Source organism: Rhodococcus sp. IEGM 1307 (assembly GCF_030056915.1).
Lineage (GTDB): Bacteria > Actinomycetota > Actinomycetes > Mycobacteriales > Mycobacteriaceae > Rhodococcus_F > Rhodococcus_F opacus_D.
This window is the reverse complement of record NZ_JASHKW010000001.1, coordinates 536167-561242: the sequence shown is the minus strand read 5'-3', so window position 1 is coordinate 561242 and position 25076 is coordinate 536167. Positions and strand designations below refer to the sequence as shown.

At 68.2% G+C, this 25076-nt stretch carries 23 protein-coding genes; 14 read left to right on the top strand and 9 right to left on the bottom strand.

Features of this window, described 5'->3' with window-relative positions; genetic code table 11:
• Positions 1–39 precede the first annotated feature (39 nt).
• The 3 genes from QM841_RS02605 to QM841_RS02595 are packed head-to-tail and all read right to left on the bottom strand — an operon-like array spanning position 40 to position 3539.
• Complete coding sequence (locus QM841_RS02605) at positions 40–1407, bottom strand: SLC13 family permease (RefSeq protein ID WP_283330803.1); 1368 nt, start codon at positions 1405–1407, stop codon at positions 40–42.
• Between the two features lie 28 nt (positions 1408–1435).
• A complete protein-coding gene (locus QM841_RS02600; protein WP_283330802.1) occupies positions 1436–2305 on the bottom strand; it encodes a hydroxymethylglutaryl-CoA lyase in 870 nt (289 codons plus the stop codon).
• A gap of 16 nt (positions 2306–2321) precedes the next feature.
• The gene (locus QM841_RS02595; protein ID WP_280778527.1) at positions 2322–3539 is read right to left on the bottom strand and encodes a CaiB/BaiF CoA transferase family protein; all 1218 of its coding nucleotides are present in this window, start codon (positions 3537–3539) and stop codon (positions 2322–2324) included.
• Between the two features lie 213 nt (positions 3540–3752).
• On the opposite strand from QM841_RS02595, the gene QM841_RS02590 reads away from it, so the two are divergent.
• Positions 3753–4295 carry a gamma carbonic anhydrase family protein gene (locus tag QM841_RS02590; RefSeq protein ID WP_196775237.1) on the top strand — a complete coding sequence of 181 codons (543 nt, stop codon included), beginning with the start codon at positions 3753–3755 and terminating at the stop codon, positions 4293–4295.
• Between the two features lie 5 nt (positions 4296–4300).
• Here the strand turns inward: QM841_RS02590 and QM841_RS02585 are convergent, their stop codons facing one another.
• Positions 4301–4948 (bottom strand): IclR family transcriptional regulator, encoded by a 648-nt coding sequence (locus QM841_RS02585; RefSeq protein ID WP_009478110.1) that lies wholly within the window; start codon positions 4946–4948, stop codon positions 4301–4303.
• A gap of 218 nt (positions 4949–5166) precedes the next feature.
• Here QM841_RS02585 and hppD point away from each other — a divergent pair, with 218 nt between their 5' ends.
• Positions 5167–6372, top strand: coding sequence for a 4-hydroxyphenylpyruvate dioxygenase (hppD, locus tag QM841_RS02580; protein WP_283330801.1), 1206 nt, complete (start codon positions 5167–5169; stop codon positions 6370–6372).
• A gap of 48 nt (positions 6373–6420) precedes the next feature.
• Here hppD and QM841_RS02575 read toward each other — a convergent pair whose 3' ends face one another.
• Positions 6421–6879 (bottom strand): carboxymuconolactone decarboxylase family protein, encoded by a 459-nt coding sequence (locus QM841_RS02575; protein ID WP_283330800.1) that lies wholly within the window; start codon positions 6877–6879, stop codon positions 6421–6423.
• Positions 6880–6928: 49 nt separating this feature from the next.
• On the opposite strand from QM841_RS02575, the gene pdxR reads away from it, so the two are divergent.
• The 3 genes from pdxR to QM841_RS02560 all read left to right on the top strand — a co-directional run bounded on the left by pdxR (position 6929) and on the right by QM841_RS02560 (position 10441).
• Positions 6929–8338 (top strand): MocR-like pyridoxine biosynthesis transcription factor PdxR, encoded by a 1410-nt coding sequence (gene pdxR / locus QM841_RS02570; RefSeq protein ID WP_283330799.1) that lies wholly within the window; start codon positions 6929–6931, stop codon positions 8336–8338.
• Positions 8339–8571: 233 nt separating this feature from the next.
• A complete protein-coding gene (locus QM841_RS02565) occupies positions 8572–9099 on the top strand; it encodes an OsmC family protein (protein WP_283330798.1) in 528 nt (175 codons plus the stop codon).
• Positions 9100–9139: 40 nt separating this feature from the next.
• Positions 9140–10441: a bifunctional o-acetylhomoserine/o-acetylserine sulfhydrylase gene (locus QM841_RS02560; RefSeq protein WP_283330797.1), complete on the top strand. Its 1302-nt coding sequence runs from the start codon at positions 9140–9142 to the stop codon at positions 10439–10441.
• Positions 10442–10487: 46 nt separating this feature from the next.
• On the opposite strand, the gene QM841_RS02555 is transcribed toward QM841_RS02560, so the two are convergent.
• Positions 10488–11666 carry an acyl-CoA dehydrogenase family protein gene (locus QM841_RS02555; protein ID WP_283330796.1) on the bottom strand — a complete coding sequence of 393 codons (1179 nt, stop codon included), beginning with the start codon at positions 11664–11666 and terminating at the stop codon, positions 10488–10490.
• A gap of 166 nt (positions 11667–11832) precedes the next feature.
• Here QM841_RS02555 and QM841_RS02550 point away from each other — a divergent pair, with 166 nt between their 5' ends.
• Positions 11833–13095 (top strand): Nramp family divalent metal transporter, encoded by a 1263-nt coding sequence (locus QM841_RS02550; protein WP_280778532.1) that lies wholly within the window; start codon positions 11833–11835, stop codon positions 13093–13095.
• On the opposite strand, the gene QM841_RS02545 is transcribed toward QM841_RS02550, so the two are convergent.
• Entirely contained in the window at positions 13096–15387 is a 2292-nt protein-coding gene (locus QM841_RS02545) for a serine/threonine-protein kinase (protein WP_283330795.1), read from the bottom strand.
• A gap of 23 nt (positions 15388–15410) precedes the next feature.
• Positions 15411–16106, bottom strand: a complete 696-nt coding sequence (locus QM841_RS02540) for a TetR/AcrR family transcriptional regulator (protein WP_025431932.1) — start codon at positions 16104–16106, stop codon at positions 15411–15413.
• 104 nt (positions 16107–16210) lie between these two features.
• Here QM841_RS02540 and QM841_RS02535 point away from each other — a divergent pair, with 104 nt between their 5' ends.
• Genes QM841_RS02535 through QM841_RS02510 form a run of 6 tightly spaced genes read left to right on the top strand, consistent with a single transcriptional unit; the run spans position 16211 to position 22999 of the window.
• Entirely contained in the window at positions 16211–17395 is a 1185-nt protein-coding gene (locus QM841_RS02535; RefSeq protein ID WP_283330794.1) for a lipid-transfer protein, read from the top strand.
• Positions 17396–17442: 47 nt separating this feature from the next.
• Positions 17443–17874, top strand: a complete 432-nt coding sequence (locus QM841_RS02530) for a type II toxin-antitoxin system Rv0910 family toxin (RefSeq protein ID WP_283330793.1) — start codon at positions 17443–17445, stop codon at positions 17872–17874.
• A 5-nt stretch (positions 17875–17879) separates the two neighbouring features.
• Positions 17880–18755 (top strand): MaoC/PaaZ C-terminal domain-containing protein, encoded by an 876-nt coding sequence (locus QM841_RS02525; RefSeq protein ID WP_283330792.1) that lies wholly within the window; start codon positions 17880–17882, stop codon positions 18753–18755.
• Between the two features lie 10 nt (positions 18756–18765).
• A complete protein-coding gene (locus QM841_RS02520) occupies positions 18766–19635 on the top strand; it encodes an SDR family oxidoreductase (RefSeq protein ID WP_280778537.1) in 870 nt (289 codons plus the stop codon).
• Between the two features lie 11 nt (positions 19636–19646).
• On the top strand, positions 19647–21860 hold the full coding sequence (locus QM841_RS02515; RefSeq protein ID WP_283330791.1) for an acyl-CoA dehydrogenase family protein: 2214 nt from the start codon (positions 19647–19649) through the stop codon (positions 21858–21860).
• Positions 21857–22999 (top strand): CaiB/BaiF CoA transferase family protein, encoded by a 1143-nt coding sequence (locus QM841_RS02510; protein ID WP_283330790.1) that lies wholly within the window; start codon positions 21857–21859, stop codon positions 22997–22999. Before QM841_RS02515 ends, QM841_RS02510 begins: the two co-directional genes overlap by 4 nt.
• An 11-nt stretch (positions 23000–23010) precedes the next feature.
• Here QM841_RS02510 and QM841_RS02505 read toward each other — a convergent pair whose 3' ends face one another.
• Positions 23011–23472, bottom strand: coding sequence for a PPOX class F420-dependent oxidoreductase (locus QM841_RS02505; protein ID WP_280778540.1), 462 nt, complete (start codon positions 23470–23472; stop codon positions 23011–23013).
• Between the two features lie 94 nt (positions 23473–23566).
• Here QM841_RS02505 and QM841_RS02500 point away from each other — a divergent pair, with 94 nt between their 5' ends.
• Positions 23567–24259 (top strand): FadR/GntR family transcriptional regulator, encoded by a 693-nt coding sequence (locus QM841_RS02500; RefSeq protein WP_283330789.1) that lies wholly within the window; start codon positions 23567–23569, stop codon positions 24257–24259.
• Positions 24256–25062, top strand: coding sequence for an ABC transporter ATP-binding protein (locus QM841_RS02495; protein WP_283330788.1), 807 nt, complete (start codon positions 24256–24258; stop codon positions 25060–25062). The genes QM841_RS02500 and QM841_RS02495 overlap by 4 nt, the downstream gene beginning before the upstream one ends.
• Positions 25063–25076 lie beyond the last annotated feature (14 nt).

Sequence of the window (25076 nt, the reverse complement as noted above, 5' to 3'; positions counted from 1 at the left end):
TCACCGAGGGAAAACGGTGACCGGCACGGCCGGTCGGACCTAGACGGACGTGGGCACGACAACCAGTGCCCAGACGAACATCGGGGACGACAGCACGATCAGACCGCAGTAGGCGAGCATCTTGCGCTGGAAACGGCCCTTGTCCTCGACCTGCGCGTTGGCGAGCACCATCACGCCGTTCGTCGAGAACGGGCTGACGTCGACCACCGTCGCGGAGAATGCCAGGGCCGCGACGAATCCCACGGCGCCGACCTCTCCCATCGCGAGCATCGGCGCGGCGAGGGGCAACGCGATGCCGAGGGTACCGATCGACGATCCGAACGCGGAGATGATCGCAACCGCGTAGCAGAGGATCAACGCGGTCAGCAACGGCGATCCGAGAGCCGACGCCGCATCGCCGAGGAAGTCGAGCGTGCCGTTCTGCGTCATGACCGCCATGTAGGTGAGCATCCCGCACACGAGCACCACGGCCGGCCATGCCACGTTGTCGATGACCTTGGGGTGTGACTTGGGCGCCATCAGCAGCAGCACCGCACTGATGCAGATCGAGCTGACGCCGACGTCGATTCCGAACGCGACCGACCCGACGACGAGAAAGCCGATGCCGGCGAGCGTCGCGAACCGGTACCGATTCATCTTCACCGGCTTCACGCCTTCGTGGATCAGCGCCTCCTCGATGACCTCGCGATCGGTGAGAGTCGCGGTGTTCCCGCCCGGGCCGTTGCCCGACGCCACGCCCCCGGACGGCCGGCGCGAGGAACCGCCGAATCCTCCGCCGTCGGGCGTCTCCTCGACGGGGCGGGGAGTGCGGCGACCGATCAGGTCGAGGCCGTAGATCAGGAACAGCACGATCGCGATGGCCAGGTTGAGGACGAACGGCAGAGCGAACAGGACCAGGGGATTCGATCCGACGCCGGTCGAGTCCATCAGTCCGTTGATGAATGCGCCGTAGAGATTGATGGGTGAGAACGCGCAGGCCAGGGCACCGTGGCTGATGACCATACCCATCAGGAACGGGTTGATCTTGTTCTTGGCCGCGAGAGGCATCGCGATGGGGGCGAGCATCCCGACCGCGAGGACGGACCCGAGGGCCATCAGCAGTCCGGACAGCAGGAACATCATCCACAGGATCGCCCACCGCCTGCCGCGCACGAGTCGGAGCGAGGCCTCGATGACGAGGTCGATGGTCCCGTTCGTCTTGGCTATGGCGAACAGTAGCGTGATGCCGCCGACGATGATGAACGTGCTGCCGGGGAAGGCGTCGATGATGTCCTCGACCGGGATCCCGGACACCCAGCCGCCGATGACGAACGCTCCGGCGAACGCGAGGATGCCCATGTTGATCGGGGTGAGGGTCGCCACTGTGAAGATCGCGATCAGAGCGACGATGGAGATTGTGTAGACCATGGTCGGCCTTTCGAGGTGAGTTCGCAGATCACACTGCGGTGAGGGGCCGAGCTTGGGCCAGAGCGTGTTTCACGGTGTCGACGGCGAGGCCGAGGGCCTGCTGATCGATACCCGTGTCGATGTCGTGCGCGTGCAGGTGCGCGACCAGTTCCTCGGTGGCGAGGTTGCCGTGGGCGCCGGGCGCGAACGGGCAGCCACCGTACCCGCCGATGGCGCTGTCGAAGTACGTGATGCCGAGCTGCCGGTGCGCGGCGATCACGGTGCCCAGGGCCTGACCGTGCGCGTTGTGGAGGTGCAGGCTCAGTTCGATGTCGGGGAGGGCGTCGCGTACCGCCCCGGCCGATGCGAGCACCTGCTCGGTGGTGGCCGTCCCCAGCGTGTCGGCCAGCCCGAGCCGGCGCACACCCATTGCGGCCATCGCGCTGGCCACCCGTACCAGTGTGGCGGGGGCGATGATGCCCTCGAACGGACAGACGAACGCGGTCGACACACCTCCGAGGAAACTCCGGTCCGGGTACTTCTGCAATGCCTCGGCAAGTCCGTGCAGCGCCTCGTCCGGGTTCCGGCCCGTGTTCGCCGTGCTGTGCCCGGCGCTGGCGGACGTCACGACCTGGATCTCGTCGATGCCGGTCGCGATCGCACGGTGCACCCCGCGGGGGTTGAGTGCCAGAGCGCTGTACGTGACCGACGGGTCGGTGCGGGGCAGCCGGGCGATGACGTCGTCGGCGTCCGCCATCTGCGGGACACGCGTGGGTGAGACGAACGATGCCGCTTCGATGTGCTTCACACCGGCGGCGACGAGGGCGTCCGCGACGGCGATCTTGTGGTCGGTGGAGACGACGACATCCTCGTCCTGCAGTCCGTCTCGCAGCACGACATCCGTTATGGTGACTGACATTTCACTTTCCTCCGGTTCAGATGACGTTGCGGGCGCGGTAGTCGTCGAGCTGATCACCCGACAGATTCAGCAATCCGCCGAGGATCTCGTCGGTGTGCTCACCCAGCTCGGGGCCGGCCCAGCGGATCTGCGTGGGTTCGCCGTCGAGTTGCGGGACCACTCCGGGGAAGCGCACCTCTTCGGGTTCCCCGTCGACGGACACCTTCAGGCTCTGCAGCATGCCGCGGGCGTTGTAGTGCTCGTCGTCGGCGATCTGCACGGCGTCGTACACCTCGCCCACGGGCACACCGGCGGCACCGAGTTCGGCGACGACGTCGCGGGGGCGACGCACCGACGTCCACGACGAGATGGCCTCGTCGAGTTCGGTTTCCCGACGGAATCGCTGATCACCGTCGGCGAGCTCGGGATCGTCGGCCAGATCGCCGCGCCCCACGGCCTGCATCAACCGGCCGAACACGCCACTCGAGTTGCCGGCGATGATGACGGAGCCACCGTCGCATGGATAGACGCCGCTGGGCACCACGCCGGGCAGGTTGCCCGCGGTCCGTTCTCGGACCATGCCGTACGCGTCGTAGTCGGGGACGAGGGATTCCATCGCCATGAACACCGATTCGTAGAGGGCCACGTCCGCGACGCGCGGGGTCGAGTGATCGCCCTGCCTTGCCTTGGCCAGCAACATCATCAGGGCGCCGATCGCGCCGTGCAGTCCGGCGAGCGTGTCGGCGATGGGGGCGGCCGCCCGGACCGATTGACGGTCCGGATAGCCGGTGACGTGCCGCAGTCCACCGAAGGCCTCGGCGACGCCGCCGAAGCCGGTGCGCTCCCGGTACGGGCCCGTCTGCCCGTAGCCGGAGATCCGGACCAGCACGATGTCGGGGTTGGCGGCCGTCAGCTGGTCGGGCCCGATTCCCCACCGCTCGAGCGTTCCGGGACGGAAGTTCTCGATGACGACATCCGACTTCGCGGCGAGGTCGAGAATGATCGCGCGGCCCTCGTCGGTCCGGAGGTCGAGGGTGACGGACCGCTTGTTGCGCGCGATCGTGCGGAACATCATCGACGTCGCGCCGCGGCGGCGCCGCCAGCCCCGCAGTTCGTCGCCGACGCCCGGTCGCTCGATCTTGACGACCTCGGCGCCGAAGTCGGCGAAGATGCGGCTCGCCATGGGGGCTGCGATGAAGTTGCCGAGTTCCAGCACACGGATGCCGTGCAGTGGGCCGTTCTCTGGGACCTGCATGTGAGAGTTCTCCCTCGTCGATCTGTACTGGATGACGACTGGGTTCCTACCTGCGGATTCTCATTATTTGGCAGTTAGATTCCCGTCTGATAAGAAAGACGGTAGTGGTAGCAGTCACAATTGGCAATGCCCGGAGTCCGCGCCACACGACAATGGACGACGGGATGCTGCGAAATGCAGCAGGAATTTGCTGCTCGACAGGAGGAGAACACGGTGAGAGAACCACACGTCGTTGCGATCGATGGACGTTCGCCGCGCGCGGAGAAGACCACGTGGGTCGCGCCGACCGCCGCGGTGATCGGCGCCGCAACACTCGGCGCGGAGACCAGCGTCTGGTACGGCGCGGTGCTGCGTGCCGATTGCGATTCCATCACCCTCGGCGAGGGCAGCAACATTCAGGACGGAGTGGCCGTTCACGTCGACCCGGGCTTCCCCGTCGTCGTCGGCCGGGACGTCAGTGTGGGGCACAACGCCGTCCTGCACGGCTGCACCGTGGGAGACGGCGCCCTCGTGGGCATGGGGGCCACCGTCCTCAACGGAGCGGTGATCGGCGAGCAGTCGCTGGTCGCCGCCGGCGCGCTGGTACTCGAGGGCACGCGAATTCCGCCGCGCTCACTCGTCGCCGGCGTGCCCGCGAAGGTGCGTCGCGAACTGACCGACGACGAGGTGGCCCACAACGCCGCCAACGCCGCGGTCTACCGTCAACTGGCGCAGCAACATCGGTCGGCGGACGTCACCACGTTCGACATCGCCTGAGCGACTCAGTCGCCCGGGACGGATTTCTCGATCTGCCGCGCGGCAGCGACGACCGCGCGGCCCATCGACGCACCCAGGTTCTTCCCCATCCGCCCCTCGGGACCCGACACGCAGACGGCGGCCACGATCTCGCCGTGCCTGCGGACCGGCGCACTGATGGACGCGGATCCCGGTGTCCGTTCCGAAACCGACACCCACCAACCCGATTTCACGGCTTCGGGGTCGGCCTCCCAGTCTCCGGACAGCACGTGGCCGCTCGACCCCTGGGGTAGCGGGACCAACGTTCCGACTGGCAGTGCCACCCGCAGTTCGTGCTGGGAATCGACGCTCGCGGCGCAGAGACGGGATTCGCCCCGGCGAACCCACAACTGCGCGGATTCCCCTGTCGTTTCACTCAATTCCCGCAGCGCCGGGATCGCGAGGTCGCTCAACGCCGTGGTGACGAATCGCTGCCCCAGATAGAAACGGCCTTCCTGATCCTTGCGCAGGAGGCCGTGCTTGACCATGTCGGTCGCCAGCCGGTACGTGGTCGAGAGGGACAGGTCGAGTTCACGGGCGAGGTCGCTCGCGCCCATCGGGCTCGACTCGACGACGTCGAGGATCGCCACCGCACGGGCGAGCACTCCGACGCCGATCTCACTCCGCGCAACCATCGCAGTCCATTTCTATTGCCCCATTGAAGTATTCAGATTGTATAGGAAAGCCGGTGCGCGACCACCCGCATCCGTCGATGCGGCTAGTTGTCCGGGTGTCGGTTGACGACCGGATCGGGGCCCGGTTACCTCTGTGTCAGGCATTCGCCACTCCCCCGGTGCGCAGTCGCACGCACAATCCCCGGTATCCGAAAACCCTTGCCAGGAAAGGCACCATCATGACGATCGAGCAGACTCTCACCGACAAGGAACGCCTGGCAGGTCTCGACCTCGGCCAGCTCGAGCAACTGGTCGGGCTCGTCGAGTACGACGGCACCCGCGACCCGTTCCCGGTCAGCGTCTGGGACGCCGTCGTCTGGGTGGTCGGCAACGCCACCCAGACCGCCCACTACTTCCAGTCCGCATTCGGGATGACCCTCGTCGCCTACTCCGGACCCACCACCGGCAACCGCGACCACCACAGTTTCGTCCTCGAATCCGGCGCCGTCCGCTTCGTCATCAAAGGCGCCGTGAACCCGGACAGCCCCCTGATCGAGCACCACCGCACCCACGGCGACGGCGTCGTCGACATCGCCCTCGCCGTCCCCGACGTCGACAAGTGCATCGCCCACGCCCGCGCCCAGGGCGCCACCGTCCTCGACGAACCGCACGAGGTGACCGACGAGCACGGCACCGTCCGCCTCGCCGCGATCGCCACCTACGGCGACACCCGCCACACCCTCGTCGACCGCAGCAACTACACCGGCCCCTACCTGCCGGGCTACGTCGAGCGGGCGTCGTCGCACACCAAACGGGACGGGGCACCCAAGCGGCTGTTCCAGGCCCTCGACCACGTCGTCGGCAACGTCGAACTCGGCAAGATGGACCACTGGGTCGACTTCTACAACCGAGTCATGGGCTTTACGAACATGGCCGAGTTCGTCGGCGAGGACATCGCCACCGACTACTCCGCCCTGATGTCCAAGGTCGTCTCCAACGGCAACCACCGGGTCAAGTTCCCCCTCAACGAACCCGCCCTCGCCAAGAAACGGTCGCAGATCGACGAATACCTCGACTTCTACCGCGGTCCCGGCGCCCAGCACCTGGCCCTGGCCACCAACGACATCCTCACCGCCGTCGACCAGCTCACCGCCGAGGGCGTCGAATTCCTGGCCACCCCCGACTCCTACTACGAGGACCCCGACCTGCGGGCCCGGATCGGCAACGTCCGCGCCCCGATCGCCGAACTGCAGAAACGCGGCATCCTCGTCGACCGCGACGAGGACGGCTACCTGCTGCAGATCTTCACCAAACCCCTCGTCGACCGGCCCACCGTGTTCTTCGAACTCATCGAACGCCACGGCTCCCTCGGCTTCGGCATCGGCAACTTCAAAGCCCTCTTCGAAGCCATCGAACGCGAACAAGCCGCCCGCGGAAACTTCTGAGCGGGCGGCAGTGCAGCGGGCGCGAGGCGGCGGGTCCGTTACCCGGGATCAGCGCACCCGCGGGGACTTCCGCGTGCTCACGGCGATGCGATTCCACGCGTTGATCGTGAGCACCAGCGAGATGAGCTGCGCCAGTTCCGTCTCCTCGAAGTGCTCCTCCGCCTCCTCGTACACCGAGTCGGGGACGAAGCCGTCGGTCAGCACGGTGATCGCCTCGGCGAGCGCGAACGCGGCACGCTCCTTGTCGGTGTACAGCCCGTGCGCCTCCTCCCACGCGCCCAGCAGGTACAGCTTCTGTTCGCTGATGCCGATCTTGCGGGCATCGGCGGTGTGCATGTCGATGCACCACGCACAGTGATTGATCTGGGAGCAACGGGTGAGCACCAGCTCGACCAGCTCCGGGTCGAGGCCCTGCCGTGCCGCGGCGTCGAGGGCGATCATCGCCTTGTAGACGGTGGGGGCCTTGCGGGCGAGGTCGACGCGGGTCTTGCGCTCTGTTGTGGTCATACGAGAACAGTAAGCGCGAAATAGCCCATCTGTATGGTTCAATTCGTGCATGGAAACTTGGGCCAATTCGGGTCTGGGCCGCGACCTCCATCTCGACCTCACCGCGTCCGGCGGCGGACGGGCGCCGGGGGTGCGCGCGAACCTGGTTTCCGCTCTGCGCGAGTCGATTCGATCGGGACGGCTCGTCGCAGGCACGACCCTCCCGCCGTCCCGCACCCTGGCCCTCGACCTCGGCATCGCCCGCAACACCGTCGCCGAGGCGTACTCCGAACTCGTGGCCGAGGGCTGGCTCACCGCCCGGCAGGGGTCGGGGACCCGGGTCGCTGATCGGGCAGGCGAGCCGGCCCGACGTCCGCACACCCGCTCCACGGCGGCGCCCCGACCGGCGTTGAGCCTGATGCCCGGTTCTCCCGACGTCGGGGAATTTCCGCGTGCCGCCTGGACGGCGTCGGCCCGCCGCGCGCTCTCCGCGGCACCCAACGACGCGTTCGGACCGGGTGATCCGCGGGGACGTCCCGAGCTCCGTCACGCTCTCGCCGAATACCTTTCTCGTGCACGAGGAGTGCGCACCGATCCCGACCACATCGTGGTCAGTGCGAGCTCGGGGCACGGACTGTGGTTGCTCGCCCGCGCCGTGAAGGGGCCGATCGCCGTCGAAGGGTATGGGTTGCACCTTCATCGCGAGCTGCTCGGCGATGCCGGCGTGTCCACCGTCCCCCTGCACCTCGACAACCGCGGAGCGCAACCCCCGGATGCGACGGGCAGGCAACTGTCGGCGGCGTTACTCACCCCGGCTCATCAATTCCCCACCGGCGGGCCACTCCATCCCGGCAGGAGAACGGCTTTCGTGGAATGGGCACGTGCGGCGGGCGCGATCGTGATCGAGGACGATTACGACGGGGAGTTCCGGTACGACCGCCAACCCGTCGGCGCGCTGCAGGGTCTGGCCCCGGACGAGGTGGCCTATCTGGGCACGGTGAGCAAAACTCTCTCCCCCGCGATCCGCGTGGGCTGGATGGTGCTGCCGGAACGCCTGATCGACCGTGTTCTGGCAGTCAAGGGCGGATACGAGAGATGGGTCAGCTCGACGGACCAGCTCACCCTGGCAGACTTCATCGAGAGGGGCGCATTCGATCGGCACGTCCGCAGGATGCGCACCCTCTACCGTCGCCGGCGCGACACCCTCGTCGAAACCCTCGCCGCCCGTGCACCACACGTGCACGTCACCGGCATCGCGGCCGGTTTGCACGCCGTAGTCGAACTTCCCGACGGGACCGAGGCGGCCACCGTCGACCGGGCCGCGTCCCTCGGTCTCGCAGTGGAGGGTCTGCGCACGTTCCGTCATCCCGACGGTCGCGCGGACCGGTCCGACGGACTCGTCGTCGGCTACAGCACGCCGTCGTCCGCGCGTTTCTCGGCCACTCTCGACGCCCTGTGCCGCGCGCTGCCCACTCCGTGAGCACAGAATTTCCTATGGGACTGGTCGGAATGCGTGTCGTGCGGTTACAGTCTGATCCGTGACCGAATCCGGCGTGATCGACTCAGGTGAGCTGCTGACGCGGCGTCGCCATGTCGATTTCGCACTGGTGTGTACCTCGAGGTGTCCGATCTCCTGATCGGACCCGTCCCCGGCGTGACGTTTCACGCCGGGTTCTTCCTGCACACCCTCGTTTTCGAAGGATTCGTACTGTCATGACCACTGCATCCGTTTCGCATCTCGCGTCGGTCATCGGCGCCAGCCGCGACGCCGTGTCCGAGGATTCCGCGAACGCTCACGTCGTCTTCCGCGCCTCCGCGCAGGCGCACGACGCCGTCGCGAGCACCGTCACGCTCGGCAAGTACAGCGTCGAGGTGGACGAGCCACCGGCGCTCGGCGGCGACAATTCTGCGGCCAATCCCGTGGAGTACTACCTCGCGTCGCTACTCTCGTGCCAGGTGGTCACGTACCGCTTCTGGGCCGAGAAGCTCGGTGTCCGCGTCGACGACATCTCGGCGCGGGCGGAGGGCGACCTCGACGTACGCGGGTTCTTCGGCTTCGACGACGCCGTCCGTGCCGGGTTCGGCGAGGTGCGGGTCGTCGTGACGCTGACCGGCCCGGAATCGCGGGAGCGCTACCTCGAACTGCAGGAGGCGGTGGACGCGCACTGCCCCGTCCTCGACCTGACCCGCAATCAGACCCCGGTCCGCACCGTGGTCGAAACACTCACCGGCGAAAACTGATTCACCACATCCACCTCACCGAATCTGGAGCACACCACTCGTGACCGAGAGCATCGATCCCACCGTCAACTGGTCGTTCGAGACCAAGCAGATCCACGCCGGGCAGACGTCCGACGCGACCACCAAGGCGCGGGCGCTGCCGATCTACCAGACCACCTCGTACACGTTCGACAGCACCGATCACGCTGCCGCGCTGTTCGGCCTGGCCGAGCCGGGCAACATCTACACCCGCATCATGAACCCCACGCAGGACGCGGTCGAGCAGCGCATCGCCGCCCTCGAGGGCGGCGTCGCCGCACTGCTGCTGTCCTCCGGGCAGGCGGCGGAAACCTTTGCGGTGCTGAACCTCGCGGAGGCAGGTGACCACATCGTCTCCAGCCCGTACCTGTACGGCGGCACCTACAACCTCTTCCACTACACGCTGCCCAAGCTCGGCATCGAGGTGTCGTTCGTCGAGGACCCCGACGACCTCGAGCAGTGGCACAGTTCCGTCCGCCCGAACACCAAGGCGTTCTACGGCGAGACGATCGCCAACCCGAAGAACCACATCCTGGACATCCCGGGAATCTCGAAGGTCGGCCACGACAACGGGATCCCGCTGATCGTCGACAACACGGTGGCCACGCCGTACCTGCTGCAGCCGTTGAAGCACGGTGCGGACATCGTGGTGCACTCGGCCACCAAGTACCTCGGCGGTCACGGCACGGCGATCGCCGGTGTCATCGTCGACGGCGGCACGTTCGACTGGACCCAGGGCCGCCACGGCAACTTCACCACGCCGGACCCGAGCTACCACGGTGTCGTCTTCGCGGACCTCGGCGCCCCGGCCTATGCGCTGAAGGCTCGCGTGCAGCTGCTCCGCGACCTGGGTTCCGCGGTCGCCCCGTTCAACGCATTCCTCATCGCGCAGGGCATCGAGACCCTCAGCCTGCGCGTGGAGCGGCACGTCGCCAACGCCCAGAAGGTGGCCGAGTTCCTCGAGGCCCGCCCGGAGGTCACGTCCGTGGCGTACGCGGGTCTGCCGTCCTCGCAGTGGCACGAGCGCGCACGGCAGCTCACCCCGAAGGGTCCGGGTGCGATCGTGACGTTCGAACTGGCCGGTGGTGTCGATGCCGGCAAGAAGTTCGTGAACGCGCTCACCCTGCACAGTCACGTCGCGAACATCGGCGACGTGCGCTCGCTGGTGATCCACCCGGCGTCGACGACGCACTCGCAGCTCACCCCGGAGGAGCAGCTCGCCGCCGGTGTGACTCCCGGACTGGTCCGGCTGGCTGTCGGCATCGAGGGTATCGACGACATCCTCGCCGACCTCGAGACCGGATTCACCGCAGCCGCAGTCTGATCCGATGCCGGGAGGCCGGGGCGCCCGCCTCGGCCTCCCGGCGCTTTCAGATCATGGCGCGCATCATTCCCTGCGGTTCGCCGCCGAGCTGGGTGAGCGCGCTCGCGTGGTTGGTGGGTCCGGGCACGTGAACCGCGTGGGCCAGGCCGGCGTGCGCGTCCCGCCAGAACCGTTGCATCGGAGTCTTGTAGTGCAGCGCGCCGCCGCCGGCGCGCGCGAAGATCTCGTCCACGGCACGCACCGCACGCCAGGCCGCGGCGATCTGGGTGCGGCGTCCGATCGCCCGCTCCTCGAACGTGATCTCCTTGCCCGCGTCGACCTTGTCGTAGAACCGGTCGGCGGTCTCGATGAGGGAGACCCGCGACGCATTGATCTCGGCGGCGGACTCTCCTATCGCACTGAGCACGTAGGGATCCTCCTTGATCTTCTGGCCCGTGATGGCGACGCGGTCCTTCTGCACCGCGATGTGACAGGCCAGCGCGCCCTCGGTGATGCCGATGACGGCGGCGGTGATGCCGAGCGGGAACATGCACGAGTACGGCATGTTGAACAACGGCTCCGGCCTGCCCGCCTCCTTCTGCGCACGTCCGTCCATCACCTTCGCCGCGTTCAACGTCCGGTAGCCCGGGACGAAGGCACCGTCGACGATCAGGTCCTTGCTTCCCGTTCCGCGCAGGCCGATGACGTCCCACGTGTCCTCGACGATCTGATAGTCGGTGCGCGGCAGAATCACGTGCAGCGACGACGGCGGCACCGCGATGCCACCCTCGCCGTCGCCGACCATCGCCCCGAGGAAGGCCCACTGACAGTGGTCGGTTCCGGACGAGAACGACCACCGTCCCGTCAGGACGTACCCGCCTTCGACCGGTGTCGCGACACCCATGGGCGCATACGGCGACGCCATCCACGTGTCGTTGTCCTCGCCCCAGATCTCCTCCTGCACCTGCGGGTCGGCGAACGCCAGTTCCCACGGGTGCACGCCGACGATCCCGGTGACCCATCCGCTCGCCCCGTCGAGTGCGGCGACTCCCATGACGGTCTCGGCGAACTCGTGGGGGTGCACCTCGTAGCCGCCGTAGAGCTTGGGCTGCAGCAACCGGATCGCGCCGGAGTCGCGCAGGAGGGCTGCGGCGGTGTCGGTGAGCCGGCAATCCGCCTCCGACCGGACGGCCTGCCCGCGAATCTCCTCGGCGACGCCGTCGATTCTGTCGAGAACCTGTCCCATCGGGACTCCCTTCCACCGCGAGTAGAACACGTTCTAGTCAATATAGCGCCGGAGGTGGCAATTCCGGGCCGATCCGCACCCCACGCTTGAAAGTTCGTTATCCCTAAATCTATAGTGCGGATATACGAATCAGCAGGTAGATCCGCAGACCACGACCAGGAGCTCCGTGAGCATCGAGGCACCCCGCCCTCTCCTCCCGCGCCGCACGCCCCGCAAGGGCAGTATCCGAACTGTCGCGCTCCTCGGGCCCGCCTTCGTGGCTGCCATCGCGTACGTCGACCCCGGAAACGTGGCCGCCAACCTCACCGCGGGCGCGAAGTACGGGTACCTACTCGTCTGGGTCCTCGTTCTCGCCAATGCCATGGCCGTGCTGGTGCAGTACCTGTCTGCGAAACTCGGGCTGGTCACCGGCAAATCACTGCCCGAAATGCTGGGGACCCGCCTGCGGACCGGGAACCGTCGCGCGTTCTGGCTGCAGGCGGAGGCGATGGCGATCGCGACCGACCTCGCCGAGGTGATCGGCGGCGCGATCGCACTCAATCTCCTGTTCGGCGTTCCCCTCTTCGTCGGAGGGCTGATCACGGGCGTCGTGTCGATGGGCATCCTGTCGATCCAGAGCCGCCGCGGTCAGCGGACGTTCGAGTTCGTCGTGATGGGACTCCTGACGATCATCACCGTCGGGTTCCTCACCGGGCTCGCGTTCACCGACGTGTCGGGTACGGACGCGCTCGCCGGACTCGTGCCGCGTTTCGAGGGCACCGAGACGGTCCTGCTGGCCGCGAGCATGCTCGGCGCCACCGTGATGCCGCACGCGATCTACCTCCACTCCGCCCTCGCCCGCGACCGGCACGGGAACGACCTGGAAGGCCCCCGCCTCGCGCGACTGCTGCGGGTGACGAAGTGGGACGTGGTCGGTGCCCTGATCGTGGCGGGCGCGGTGAACATCGGCATGCTGCTGCTGGCCGCCTCTGCCCTGCGCGGCATTCCGGGCACCGACTCGATCGACGGCGCGCACGCCGCCATCCAGAGTTCGCTCGGCCCCACGGTCGCCGTCGTCTTCGCCGTCGGACTGCTGGCGTCCGGCCTGGCGTCCACGTCGATCGGCTGCGCCGCCGGCTCCGAGATCATGTACGGCCTGCTGTCGATGCGCATCCCCCTGTTGCTGCGCCGGGTGGTCACCCTGATTCCTGCACTGGTCGTGCTGGCGATCGGCGTCGATCCCACGTTCGCGCTCGTCCTCAGTCAGGTCGTTCTCAGCCTGTGCATCCCGTTCGCGGTGATTCCACTCGTGCGGATGACGTCGAGCCGCGACCTGATGGGCGTCCACCGCAACGCGACGGCTACCACGGTCGCCGCCTGGGTGGCGGCGTCGTTGATCGTCGTGCTCAACGTCTCGCTGCTGTGGCTGACGTTCACGGGTTCGGCCTGATCACTCGTGCCGCGGCGCGCCTGACACGACGCGCTCCAGCGCGTGCAGGTCCTCGGACAGCATCCGGAACATCCAGTAGGCCGCCACGAACGCGACGACGCTGCCGACGCACAGGACGCGGAGCGCGACGATCACCCGGGGCAGGTCCTCCGGGGGAATGAACGTGGCTCCCGCGATCCCGAGCAGCGGCACGGCGGCGGCCGCGGCGAGGAAGAACGTGCTGCGGCGCCCCAACCGCTTCAACATCCGGGCGTCGGACGCACTGATCTCGCCGTGCCTCAGAAACACCGGGTAGAGGCAGCGGACGGCGTAGAAGTTCACGAAGAAGAACGGGTAGACCACCGCGATCGCTCCGCACACGAGCTGAGATGCGGTGAAGTGGACGATCGTGTTCCACGGAACCTGACTGCCGCTCACCTCCAACGTGATCGGCACGACGAGGCCGCTGACGATCCACAGACCGAGGCAGAGCAGTGCACACCGCTGGCCGAGCAGCAGGGTGTCCCGGCGCGCCCGGGCGAGCTGGGCGCCGGTGTAGACCCGCCCCCGGCGCAGCCCGCCGGCCACCATCGTCAGGTAGATCACCATCGACACCGTGCCCACGGCTCCGATGAGGAACGCGACCGTGTAGTCGATCCGGGTGATCCGCTCGAAGTTCTCCTGCGCGGCGGGCGGCAGCTTGCTGATGATCAGGGTGCTGTTGTGCTGGTAGCTGTAGAGGATCGCCAGCAGATTGGGAACTGCGATGGCCAGGAACATGATCGGGTGCGTCCACCGCCGCATCCGCAGCCGCCAGCTTCCCGGCGGCGGATCGACCAGATCTCGGGCGTGCGCGTCGAGGCAGACGTCGAGCTGCTGGGCGAGTTCGGTACCGGAGGAGAACCGGTCCTTCGGTGCCGGCGCCAGCGATTTCAGCAACACTCGCCGCAGCGCGTTCGGACAGTCGGCGGGCAGCGCGTCGGCGGCCGGTTCGTCCGGTCCGCGCCGCCGCGCGAGCATCGCGTCGAGAGTGGTGCGGTCGCCGGGCGGGTGGGAGTGCAGTTCGGCGTCGCTGTCGTCGAAAGGCCTTCTGCCGGTCAGCAACTCCCACAGGACGACCGCGAGCGAATACAGGTCGCTGCGGGTGTCGAGATCGCCGGGTGCGCCCGGCCGGTCCGGGTGGATCGCCTCGAGCTGTTCGGGTGACATGTAAGCCAGCGAGCCGCCGAAGTACGCGACCGGACTCGACCCGGCGACGTTGCGGCTGAAGCTGATGTTGAAGTCGGCGAGCTTGGGGACGCCCTCCGTCGTCAGCAACACGTTCGCCGGTTTGACGTCGCGGTGCAGGACGCCGTGGCGTCCGGCGTAGTCGAGTGCCTCCGCGAGCCGCCGGCCGAGCCAGGCGACCGTCTCCGGCCAGGTCAGCGTCGCGATCTCCCGGCGCACCCCGGATTCGCTGGGCCGGATCTCGCCTCGCCCGACCAGGGCCCGGTCGATCGCGTCCAGCAGCACGGCGCCGCTGCGCGCTTCCGGCGGAGTCTCACGGACCCGCCCGACCACGTCGAGCAGGGTGCCGCCCGGCACGTACTGCATGTACAGCAGTCTCAGGTCACGGCCCGCGAGGAGGCGTTGATCGAAGACCCGGACGATGTAGTCGTGGTCGAACTGGGCCAGAGTCTGCGGCTCGGTGCCGTGGTCCAGGGAAATCTTGACGGCGACCATCCGTTGCAGCGACCGCTGCCGGGCGAGGAACACCCGCGCGAACGCGCCCCGGCCGAGACCGGTCATCAGGTCGAAGTCGTCGATCCGCTGGCCCACCTCGAGATCGTCGAGGGTGCCTGCGCTTCCCGCAGACACCGACAGCGTTGCCTCCCCGCGATGGAGCGCCGTGCTCTGGTACTCGCCGGTGCCGAGCAGTTCGTCGAGCTCACCGGCCTGACCCGGAAAATTCTGCGTGTATTCGCTCGCCTCGACCGACTCCCCGCTGCGCCGCCGGATGTGGAACTCCTCGTACAGCAGATCCGGCGGCAACGGCCACCGCCGCAGTTCCGGCAGCTCCTCACAGTATTGGTCGAGCCGCTTCGGGTGGTCGCCGCGCAGCCAGCGGTTCTCGAGGTCGACCTTGACGAGTTCGATGAGCGTGACCCGGCGGAGCGCGGGAGACACGGGCAGGTAGGCGACCAGATCGGGCGCGGACGACGAGGACTCCCAGGCACTGGCGAAGCGCGCGACGGCGTCGCCGACCGCCGTGTCCGACACCCAGGCCTGCTCGGAAGCGGCCGGTGAACCTCGCCGGGAGGGCATGAAAGCCATGGTAGCTGGCCACGGCCGGCCGACTACTGCAGTTCCGACACCGGGGTCGACGGGTCGATGGTGACGCCGATCCGCGCCAGATTGCCGTGCAGCACTTGCCAGATCGACACCTCCAGGAACTCGGCCAGCTCGTCGCTGCCGAGCGCCGACTGCGGGTTGCTCAGCCACCGGTTGACGCTGGCATCCACGAGTCCCACCAACCCGAAGGCCAGCGACTCGGCGAGATCCGAATTGCCGGCCACCGTGTCGAGGACCGTCGCGAGCAGACCGGACAGCTGGAGCGCGATCGCGGTCTTCGTTCCGGTCACCACACGCGAGCCGGTGGTGCGCCTGCTCGGCGATCCGGTGCCGAGGAATTGGTGGAGCCGTGGATATTCCACGATCCACCGCAGGTACGTCTCGACCGCGCGCGCGATCGCCTCGCCGACGGTCCCCTCCGGTGTCAACGTGGGCGCGAGGTCCGCCATCAGTCGTTCGATGATGCGTCCGCGCAGCTGCTCGTCGAGGTCGCCACGATCGGTGAAGATCCGGTAGACCACCGACCGCGGCACGTCGGCGCGGTTCGCGATCTGCTGGACGCCCACGTCGGGGCCGTCCTCGTTGATGGCGTCCATCGCGGCTTCGAGAATCCGGCTTCGGCGTTCCGCCTTGTGGTCCTCCCAGCGCGTGGCGCGGCCGTCGCCCTGGGGCGACGCGGCGGTTTCCACTTTGTCCGGCATCACGCACACGTTACCCATCCAACTGTTGACTGGATACCCTGTCTCACATACTTTGGTGAGACAGGGTGTCACACACACATTTCTCCGGACTCTAGGGAGCCGCAATGGGTAACAGGGTGTTCGTCGTCGGCGTCGGGATGACGAAGTTCGAGAAGCCGGGTGCACGCGAGTGGGACTACCCCGACATGGCGCGCGAGGCCGGCGGCAGGGCACTCGCGGACGCCGGAATCGAGTACGGGCTCGTGGAGCAGGCGTACGTCGGATACGTGTACGGCGAATCGACGTCGGGACAGCGGGCCGTCTACGAACTCGGCCTCACCGGCATTCCCATCGTGAACGTCAACAACAACTGTTCGACGGGGTCGACCGCACTCTTCCTCGCCACGCAGGCCGTCCGGAGCGGTCAGGTCGACTGCACGCTCGCGCTGGGCTTCGAGAAGATGCAGGCCGGTTCGCTCGGGTCCACGTACGACGACCGGGAACAGCCGATGATGCGCCATCTCCTCGCGCTCGCCGAACTTCAGGAGTTCGCGATGCCGCCGGCCCCCTACATGTTCGGCGCCGCGGGCAAGGAACACATGGAACGCTTCGGGACCACGGCGGAACAGTTCGCCAAGATCGGCGTGAAGAACCACCGCCACTCACAGAACAACCCGTACGCCCAGTTCCAGGACGAGTACACACTCGACGAGATCCTCGGCTCGAAGCCGATCTACGGGCCCCTCACCAAACTGCAGTGCTCCCCCACCTCCGACGGCTCCGGCGCCGTCGTCGTCGTGAGCGAGGAGTTCGTCGACAAGCACGACCTCGCCGGGCAGGCCGTGGAGATCGTCGGCCAGTCCATGGTCACCGACCTCCCGAGCACATTCGGCGACCGGAGCGCGATCAGCCTGGTCGGCGCGGACATGACCCGCACGGCCGCGGCCCGCGTGTACGAACAGGCCGGCATCGGACCGGACGACATCGACGTCATCGAACTCCACGACTGCTTCTCCACCAACGAACTGCTGACCTACGAGGCGCTCGGCCTGTGCGGCCAGGGCGAGGGCGGCAAACTCGTCGACAACGACGACACCACGTACGGCGGGCGCTGGGTGGTCAACCCGTCCGGCGGTCTCATCTCCAAGGGACATCCCCTCGGCGCCACCGGACTCGCCCAGTGCAGCGAACTCACCTGGCAACTCCGCGGCACGGCCGACAAGCGCCAGGTCGACGGCGCCGCGGTCGCCCTTCAGCACAACATCGGCCTCGGCGGTGCCGTCGTCGTCACCGCCTACCGCGCACTCTGATCCGCCTCTCTCACAATTCCTTCCACCTCGAACACCAGGAGTACACCATGGCTTCCGTTTCCGTCGCAGCGTCCCTTCCCGCCTCCCCAGACAAGGCGTGGGACGCGCTCTCCAACCTGTCCCGCTGGGAGGAGTGGCTCACCATCCACCAGTCGTGGAAGAGCGAGATCCCCGCCGAGGTGGCACTCGGATCGAAGTTCACCGAGGTCGTCTCCGTGATGGGCATGGCCAACAAGATCGAGTGGACCGTCACCGAGGTGCAGGTGCCCGAGATGGTGAAGATCTCCGGCACCGGCATGGCGGGGGTCACCGTCGAATTCACGCTGAAGGTCGAGCCGGACGGCGCCGGATCCACGGCGATCATCGACGCGAGCTTCACCGGCACGATGATCGTCGGCCCCATCGGCAAGGCCGTCGCCAAGAACGCCAAGGCGGATCTGGAGGCGTCCCTGGCAGGGTTCGCCGACGTGGTGGGCTGATCCGCATGACCACCCCCACAGTCGAATTCGACACGAGCGGCCTCGGCGAGTGGACCGATCCGCAGCGGTTCGAGGTCACCGCCGAGCGCATCGCCGACTACGCCGCGGCCACCAACGATCCCATCGAACGCCACCTCGCCGGCGAGGTCGCACCACCGGTGTTCGCCGTGGTCCCCGCGTTCACGTCGATGGCACCGGCGGCACTGTCCGTCGCCCCCGTCGAACTGCTCATGAAACTCGTGCACGGGGAGCAGGATTTCCACTTCCACCGTCCGATCCGTCCCGGCGACAACCTCGTGGTCCGCGCGAAACCGATCGGATTCGAGGGCCGGGAGAACGGCTCCACCGTCGTCGTCTACGTCGAAACCACGACGGACGGCGGCGAACTGGTCAACGAGCAGTGGATGACCGCGTTCTTCCGGAAGGTCGACGCGGGACCCGGACTCGGCGAGCAGGCACCCGCGCACCGGTTCGACGAGTCCCTCCGCGGACAGGCCCCGGGCGCGTCGATCACCCAGCACATCGACGAGAACCAGACGTTCCGGTACTCCCCCGCCTCCGGTGATCCGATGCCGATCCACCTGGACGACGAGATCGCCCGGATGTCCGGACTTCCCGGAATCATCAACCACGGCCTGTGCACCATGGCGTTCACGTCGTGGGCGGCGCTCACCGAACTCGCCGACGGCAGGGTCGAACGGCTCCGCCGGCTCGCGGTGCGGTTCGCGAAACCCGTTCTGCCCGGACAGGACATCGCCACGCAGTTCCGGCAGGTCGGCGAGTCCACGCGCGGGACAACGTCGTACGCCTACGAGACCAGCGTCGGCAACGAACTCGTCATCAAGGACGGCCTCGCCGTCATCGCGGACACAGAAACCTAGGAGTACGCACATGGGAACACTCGACGGACGGGTGGCCATCGTCACCGGCGCCGGACGCGGAATCGGCCGGGAACACGCACTGCTCTTCGCCCGTGAGGGCGCTGCCGTGGTCGTCAACGACCTCGGCGGCGCGAACGACGGCACCGGCGAGGACGCGGGCCCGGCTCAGCAGGTGGTCGACGAGATCGTCGCCGCGGGCGGCAGGGCTGTCGCGAACACCGACAACGTCGCGTCCTGGGACGGCGCCGAAGGACTCGTCGGCCAAGCGGTGAGCGAATTCGGCCGCCTCGACGTCCTCGTCAACAACGCGGGCATCCTGCGGGACGCCTTCATCGCGGGCATGACCGAAAGCCAGTGGGACGCCGTCATCGCCGTGCATCTCAAGGGACACGCCGCCACTCTGCATCACGCGGCGGCGTACTGGAAGGCGCAGACCAAGGCGGGTGAGACCGTGAACGCGTCCGTGATCAACACCGCGTCGGCGTCGGGCACGTTCATGCCCAATGCGGGCCAGGCCAACTACGGCGCCGCGAAGGCGGGCATCGCCGCACTCACCCTGGTCGCGGCGGACGAGCTCGAACGCTACGGCGTCCGGGTCAACGCGATCGCCCCGATCGCCCGCACCCGGCTCACGCTGGCCACCCCGGGTATGGGCGCGCTGTTCGCCGAGGAGGTGCCGGAGGGCGAGTTCGACGCGTTCAGCCCCACCAACATCTCTCCGCTCGTCGCGCGTCTCGCCGACGCGAACTGCAAGATCACCGGCAAGGTGTTCGCCGTGCAGGGCGGTGCCATCTCCGAGCTCGCCGGCTGGCACGACGTCACGACCATCGAGAGCGACGGCCCGTGGACCGTCGCCGACCTCGCCGACCGGCTCGGCTGAAGGGCCGCGACATGGCCAAGAACACGTACGAGCTCGGGCTCGGGCTGACCGAGGAACACCGGGCCCTCGCCGACTCGGTCCGCGCTTTCGCCGAACACACCATCACCTCCGATCATGTCCGGTCCGCGGTCGAGTCCACGAGCGAGGAGAAGTTTCCGCCGTTCTGGGATGCACTCGTCGGCCAGGACCTGCTGGGACTGCACGTCCCCGAGGACAAGGGCGGTCACGGCGCCGGGCTCCTCACGTTGGCGGTGGCTCTCGAAGCGCTGGGGCGGACGGCCGCCCCAGGTCCGTTCGTCCCCACCGCACTGTCCGCCGCGCTCGTGGCGGCCGCGGATTCCAAGGTCGGCATCGAGGTGATGCCGGGTCTTCTCGACGGATCACACACCGCCGCAGTCGCGTTGGGCCGCCCACTCGACGCATCGGCGCACGAGGGCGGATACCGCGTCACCGGGGTCGCGGACGCGGTTCTCGGCGGCGAACACGCCGATATTCTGCTACTCCCGATCACCGTCGGCGACGACATTCGCTGGGCCGTCGTCGATTCCGCGGACGTCACCGTCACGGTGCAGGACAGCATCGACGTGCTCCGCGGTTCCGCACGGATCACGGTCGACGCCGTCCACGTGGGCGCCGACCGGATCCTCGACGGTCTGAGCGAGCAGCGCGTCCGGTCCGTCGCCACCGTCGTCCTCGGTGCGGAGGCGATCGGCGTGATGTCCTGGTGCGTGTCCACCGCATCCGAGTACGCGAAGACGCGGGTGCAGTTCGGGCGACCGATCGGCCAGTTCCAGGGCGTCAAGCACAAGTGCGCCCACATGGGCATCGCCCTGGAGAAGGCGCGCGCGGTGCTGTGGGATGCCGCCTCCGCCCTCGACAACGGCGACGACACCGCCGATTTCGCCGCAGACATCGCCGCCGTGGTCGTTCCCGATGCTGCGGTGCAGTGCGCACAGGACTGCATCCAGGTCCACGGCGGCATCGGATTCACCTGGGAGCACGACGCACACCTGTTCTACCGCCGGGCGCTGGCAATCCGGGGGCTCCTCGGCACCCGCGAGGAGCGGGCCACTCGGGTGTCCGACCAGTCCCTCGCAGGCATCGCCCGCACCTCCGAACTGGAACTGCCGGACGAAGCCGAGGCGATCCGGACCGAGGTGCGGGCGGAACTCGCCCCGCTGGTGGGCCTCGACGAGGACGACCAGCTGATCGCACTCGGCGACGGCGGCTGGGTGCAGCCGCACCTGCCGAAACCGTACGGGCGCAGCGCGTCCCCGCTCGAGCAGATCGTCATCGCCCAGGAGATCAAGGCCGCCGGAATCCCGATGCCGCAGCTGCTGATGGGCGGCTGGGCGGTGCAGGCCGTCGTGGCCCACGGCACGGACGCGCAGAAGCGGGATCTCGCCGTCCCCACGCTGCGCGGAGATCTCGTGTGGTGCCAGCTGTTCAGCGAACCGGGGGCCGGTTCCGACCTGGCGTCGCTGACCACCAAGGCCGAGAAGGTCGACGGCGGCTGGACGGTGACCGGGCAGAAGATCTGGACCACGGTGGCACAGTTCTCCGATTGGGCGATGCTGATCGCCCGCACCGACCCGTCCAGGCCGAAACATGAGGGCATCACGTACTTCGTGCTGGACATGTCGACGCCGGGGGTCACCGTCCGGCCGCTGCGCGAGATGACCGGCTCGGCCCTGTTCAACGAGGTCTTCCTCGACGACGTGTTCATCCCGGACGAGAACGTGGTCGGGAACGTGAACGACGGCTGGAACGTGGCCCGCACGACCCTCGCCGGCGAGCGGGTGGCCCTGAGCCAGAAGATGGAGGCCTACGCCACCGACAAGGATCTGCTGCAGTTCGCCCGCGGCCGCGACCTCGGCCCGCTGGCACGCTTCCGCGTCGGCGAACTGGTGGCCGAGAGCCAGGCAATCGATCTGATCGGTTCACGGATCGTGCTGAAGCAGCTGTCGGGGGCGGACGTGAGCACCACGTCCAGCGTCGGGAAGCTGCTCGGTATGGGCCTCGGGCAGTCGATCGCCGAATTCGTCGTCGCCGAACTGGGGGCAGCGGGCGCCGTCAGCATTCCCGGGGAGCCGAGCGACAAGGCGATGGAGCAGTTGATCGCCGGCCGCGCCACCACCATCTACGGCGGCACCACCGAGGTGCAGCTCAACGTGATCGGGGAACGCATGCTCGGACTGCCCCGCGACGCGCAGGGGGTGTCGTGACCGGCGGGCCGCTGAGCGGGCTGACCGTCGTCGAGATCGCGAGCCTCGCGCCCGCCCCGTTCGGGTGCATGATCCTCGCCGACCTCGGCGCGGACGTGATCCGCGTCGAACGGGCGGGTGACGGCGGCAGCGGGCTGATGGCGCCGTCGGGTGTACTCGACCGGGGACGACGATCGATCGCCGTGAACCTGCGGACACCTGAGGGGCTGGAGGCCGTCCTGACACTCGTCGAAACAGCCGACATCCTCGTCGAGGGTTTCCGTCCCGGCGTCGCGGAACGCCTGGGCATCGGCCCCGACGACTGCCTGTCCCGCAACCCCGGACTGATCTACGGGCGCATGACCGGTTGGGGCCAGGACGGACCTCTCGCACCGCGGGCCGGGCACGACATCAACTACATCGCGCTCGCGGGCGCGCTCGAACCCATCGGGCGCGCCGGCGAGCGGCCGGTGCCGCCGCTGAACCTGTTGGGCGACTTCGGCGGTGGCGGCCTGATGTTGGCGATGGGGATCCTGGCCGCGCTGCACGAGCGTTCCCGGTCGGGCCGCGGACAGGTGGTGGACGCGTCCATGGTCGACGGCGCGGCGCTGCTGACGGCGTTCGTCCACGGCATGAACGCCGCCGGTCTGTGGCAGGAGGGTCGGGGGCGGAACGTCCTCGACGGGGCCGCCGCGTTCTACGACACCTACGAGTGCGCCGACGGTCTGCACGTGGCGGTCGGGTGCGTCGAACCGCACTTCTACGGTGAACTCCTCGACGTGCTGGGGTTGAGCGGTGAGGATCTGCCGTTGCAGTACGACCTCGATGCGGCGCCGGAACTGAAGAAGCGTCTCGCCGAGGTGTTCGCGACCCGGCCGCGGGACGACTGGGCAGCCGTCTTCGCCGATTCCGACGCGTGCGTGTCGCCCGTCCTGTCGCCGTGGGAGGCGCACGAGCACCCCCACAACAAGGAACGGGAGACGTTCATCGAGGTGGGCGGCATCCGCCAGCCCGCACCGGCACCGCGCTTCAGCCGCACCCCGGCGCCCGTTCCCCGGCCGGCCCCGCGGCCCGGGCAGGACACCGATGCGATCCTCGCGCAGGCCGGTTACGACCCGTCGGGCATCGAGCAGCTGCGCTCGGCGGGTGCCGTCGAGTAGGTGGCGGGGACCTATCCGCGATCGGCGTCCGGCGGGAAGCCGCCGGTCGCGATGGGTCCCCACTCGTCGATGGTGATCCGGATGAGGCTCTTGTTCTGCTTCCGCATGGCGTCCCGGTACTCGTCCCAGTCGGGATGCTCGCCGGAGATGCCGCGGAAGTACTCCACCAGCGGCTCGAGTGCGTCGGGCATGTCCAGTACCTCGGCCGTGCCGTCGATCTGCACGTAGGCGCCGTTGAACTCGTCGGAGAGCACGCAGACGCTCACGGCGGGGTCGTGTCGCACGTTCGCGGCCTTGGCGCGCTGCGGGTAGGTGGCGACGACGATCCGGCCTTCCGAGTCGAGTCCCGACGTGACCGGGGAGATCTGCAGGCCGCCGGAGCGCTTCCGGGTGATCAGCACGCTGCGATGGCGCGGACGGACGAAGTCGAGCAACTCTTCCCGCGTGACACGGTCTGCGGTGGCGATGGCCATGGTGCACCTCTCCTCTGCTGCGTTGATTCTCTCCGGTTCACCATAGGCTCCACCACAGTCCTCAGACGTCTGAGGACTGTGCTAGCGTCGCCGAATGGCCGGAAGTCACACCCTCCGCAGCGGACCGCTGGTTCCCCAGCTCGAGGAACTCCTCGCCGCCCGGATCCGCGAAGGCAAGTGGACACTCGGCAGTCGCATCCCCAGCGAGGCCGAGCTGGCCACCGAACTCGGCGTCGGCCGCTCCTCCGTCCGCGAGGCCGTCCGGCTGCTCGCCCGCGACGGTCTGCTCGACGTGCGGCACGGCGTCGGCACGTTCGTCGCGAAACCACCCACGGGCGGTGCGGGACTCGAGAAGTTGCTGCGCCGCGCGCGCCTGCTCGAGGTGTACGAGGTGCGGCGCGCCCTCGAGATCGAGGCCGCCCGGCTCGCCGCGGAACGCGCACGCCCCGAGGACCTTCGTCGACTGCGAGAGCAGCTGTCGGCCCGGCACGACAGCACCACCGAGTCGACCGCCGTCTTCGTCGCGGCCGACCTCGACTTCCACGCCGCGATCCTGGAGATCGCAGGCAACTCGATCCTGTCCGCCCTGTTCGATTCGATCCGGCCGCTCCTCGTCGACGCGCTCGCCGAACTCGTCGACCACGAACCGGGCCGACCCGACACCAGCTGCGCACACGACGACCTGGTGCGCGCGCTGGAAGCAGGCGATGCCGGGGCGGCTGTCGCCGCCACCGCCGCCAACCTCGATCCGACCATGTCGATTCTGCGGAAAGGCGAACATCAGTGACCACCCCGAACTCGGTCGTCAGCACCGACCACGTCGACCTCGTGCGGAGCGGGCGATACCTGCTCAGCGACATCACCCTCCACATCGAACGCGGACAGCACTGGGTGCTGCTCGGCGCGAACGGTGCGGGCAAGAGCACGCTGCTGAGCATGCTCGGCGCCTTCGCGCATCCCACCCACGGCACCGTCCACGTCCTCGGCCATCAGCTGGGCCGGGTCGACATGCGGGAGTTGCGCGCCCACATCGGGCACGTGAACCCGCGACACCGGATCGACGCGCCGCTGACGGTGCGCGACGTCGTGCTGACCGGCCTCACCAACACACCCGAGTTCGTGCCGAGGTGGGCACCGACCGCCGGCCAGGTCGCCCGCGCCGACGAACTCATCGCCTCCCTCGGCATGCAGAAGCACGCGGACGCCCTGTGGCCCAACCTGTCCCAGGGCGAACGCGGACGCGCCCTGATCGCGCGGGCCCTCATGGCCGAGCCGCAACTCCTCCTGCTCGACGAGCCCGCCACCGGCCTGGATCTGGCTGCGCGAGAACAACTCCTCACCGCACTCGACGAACTGCGCGTCGCGTACCCGAGCCTCGCCAGCATCCTCGTCACCCACCACCTCGAGGAAATCCCGACCACCACCACCCACGCCGTCCTCATCCGCGACGGCCGGGTGATCGCACAGGGCCCCGTCACGGACGTCCTCACCACCGGCAACATCAGCGAATGCTTCGACCACCCGATCGAGATCACCCGGCAACGCGGCCGGTGGGTCGCGCAGACACGGGTGCCCGAGACGGTCGGATAACCGCCGACGCGGTG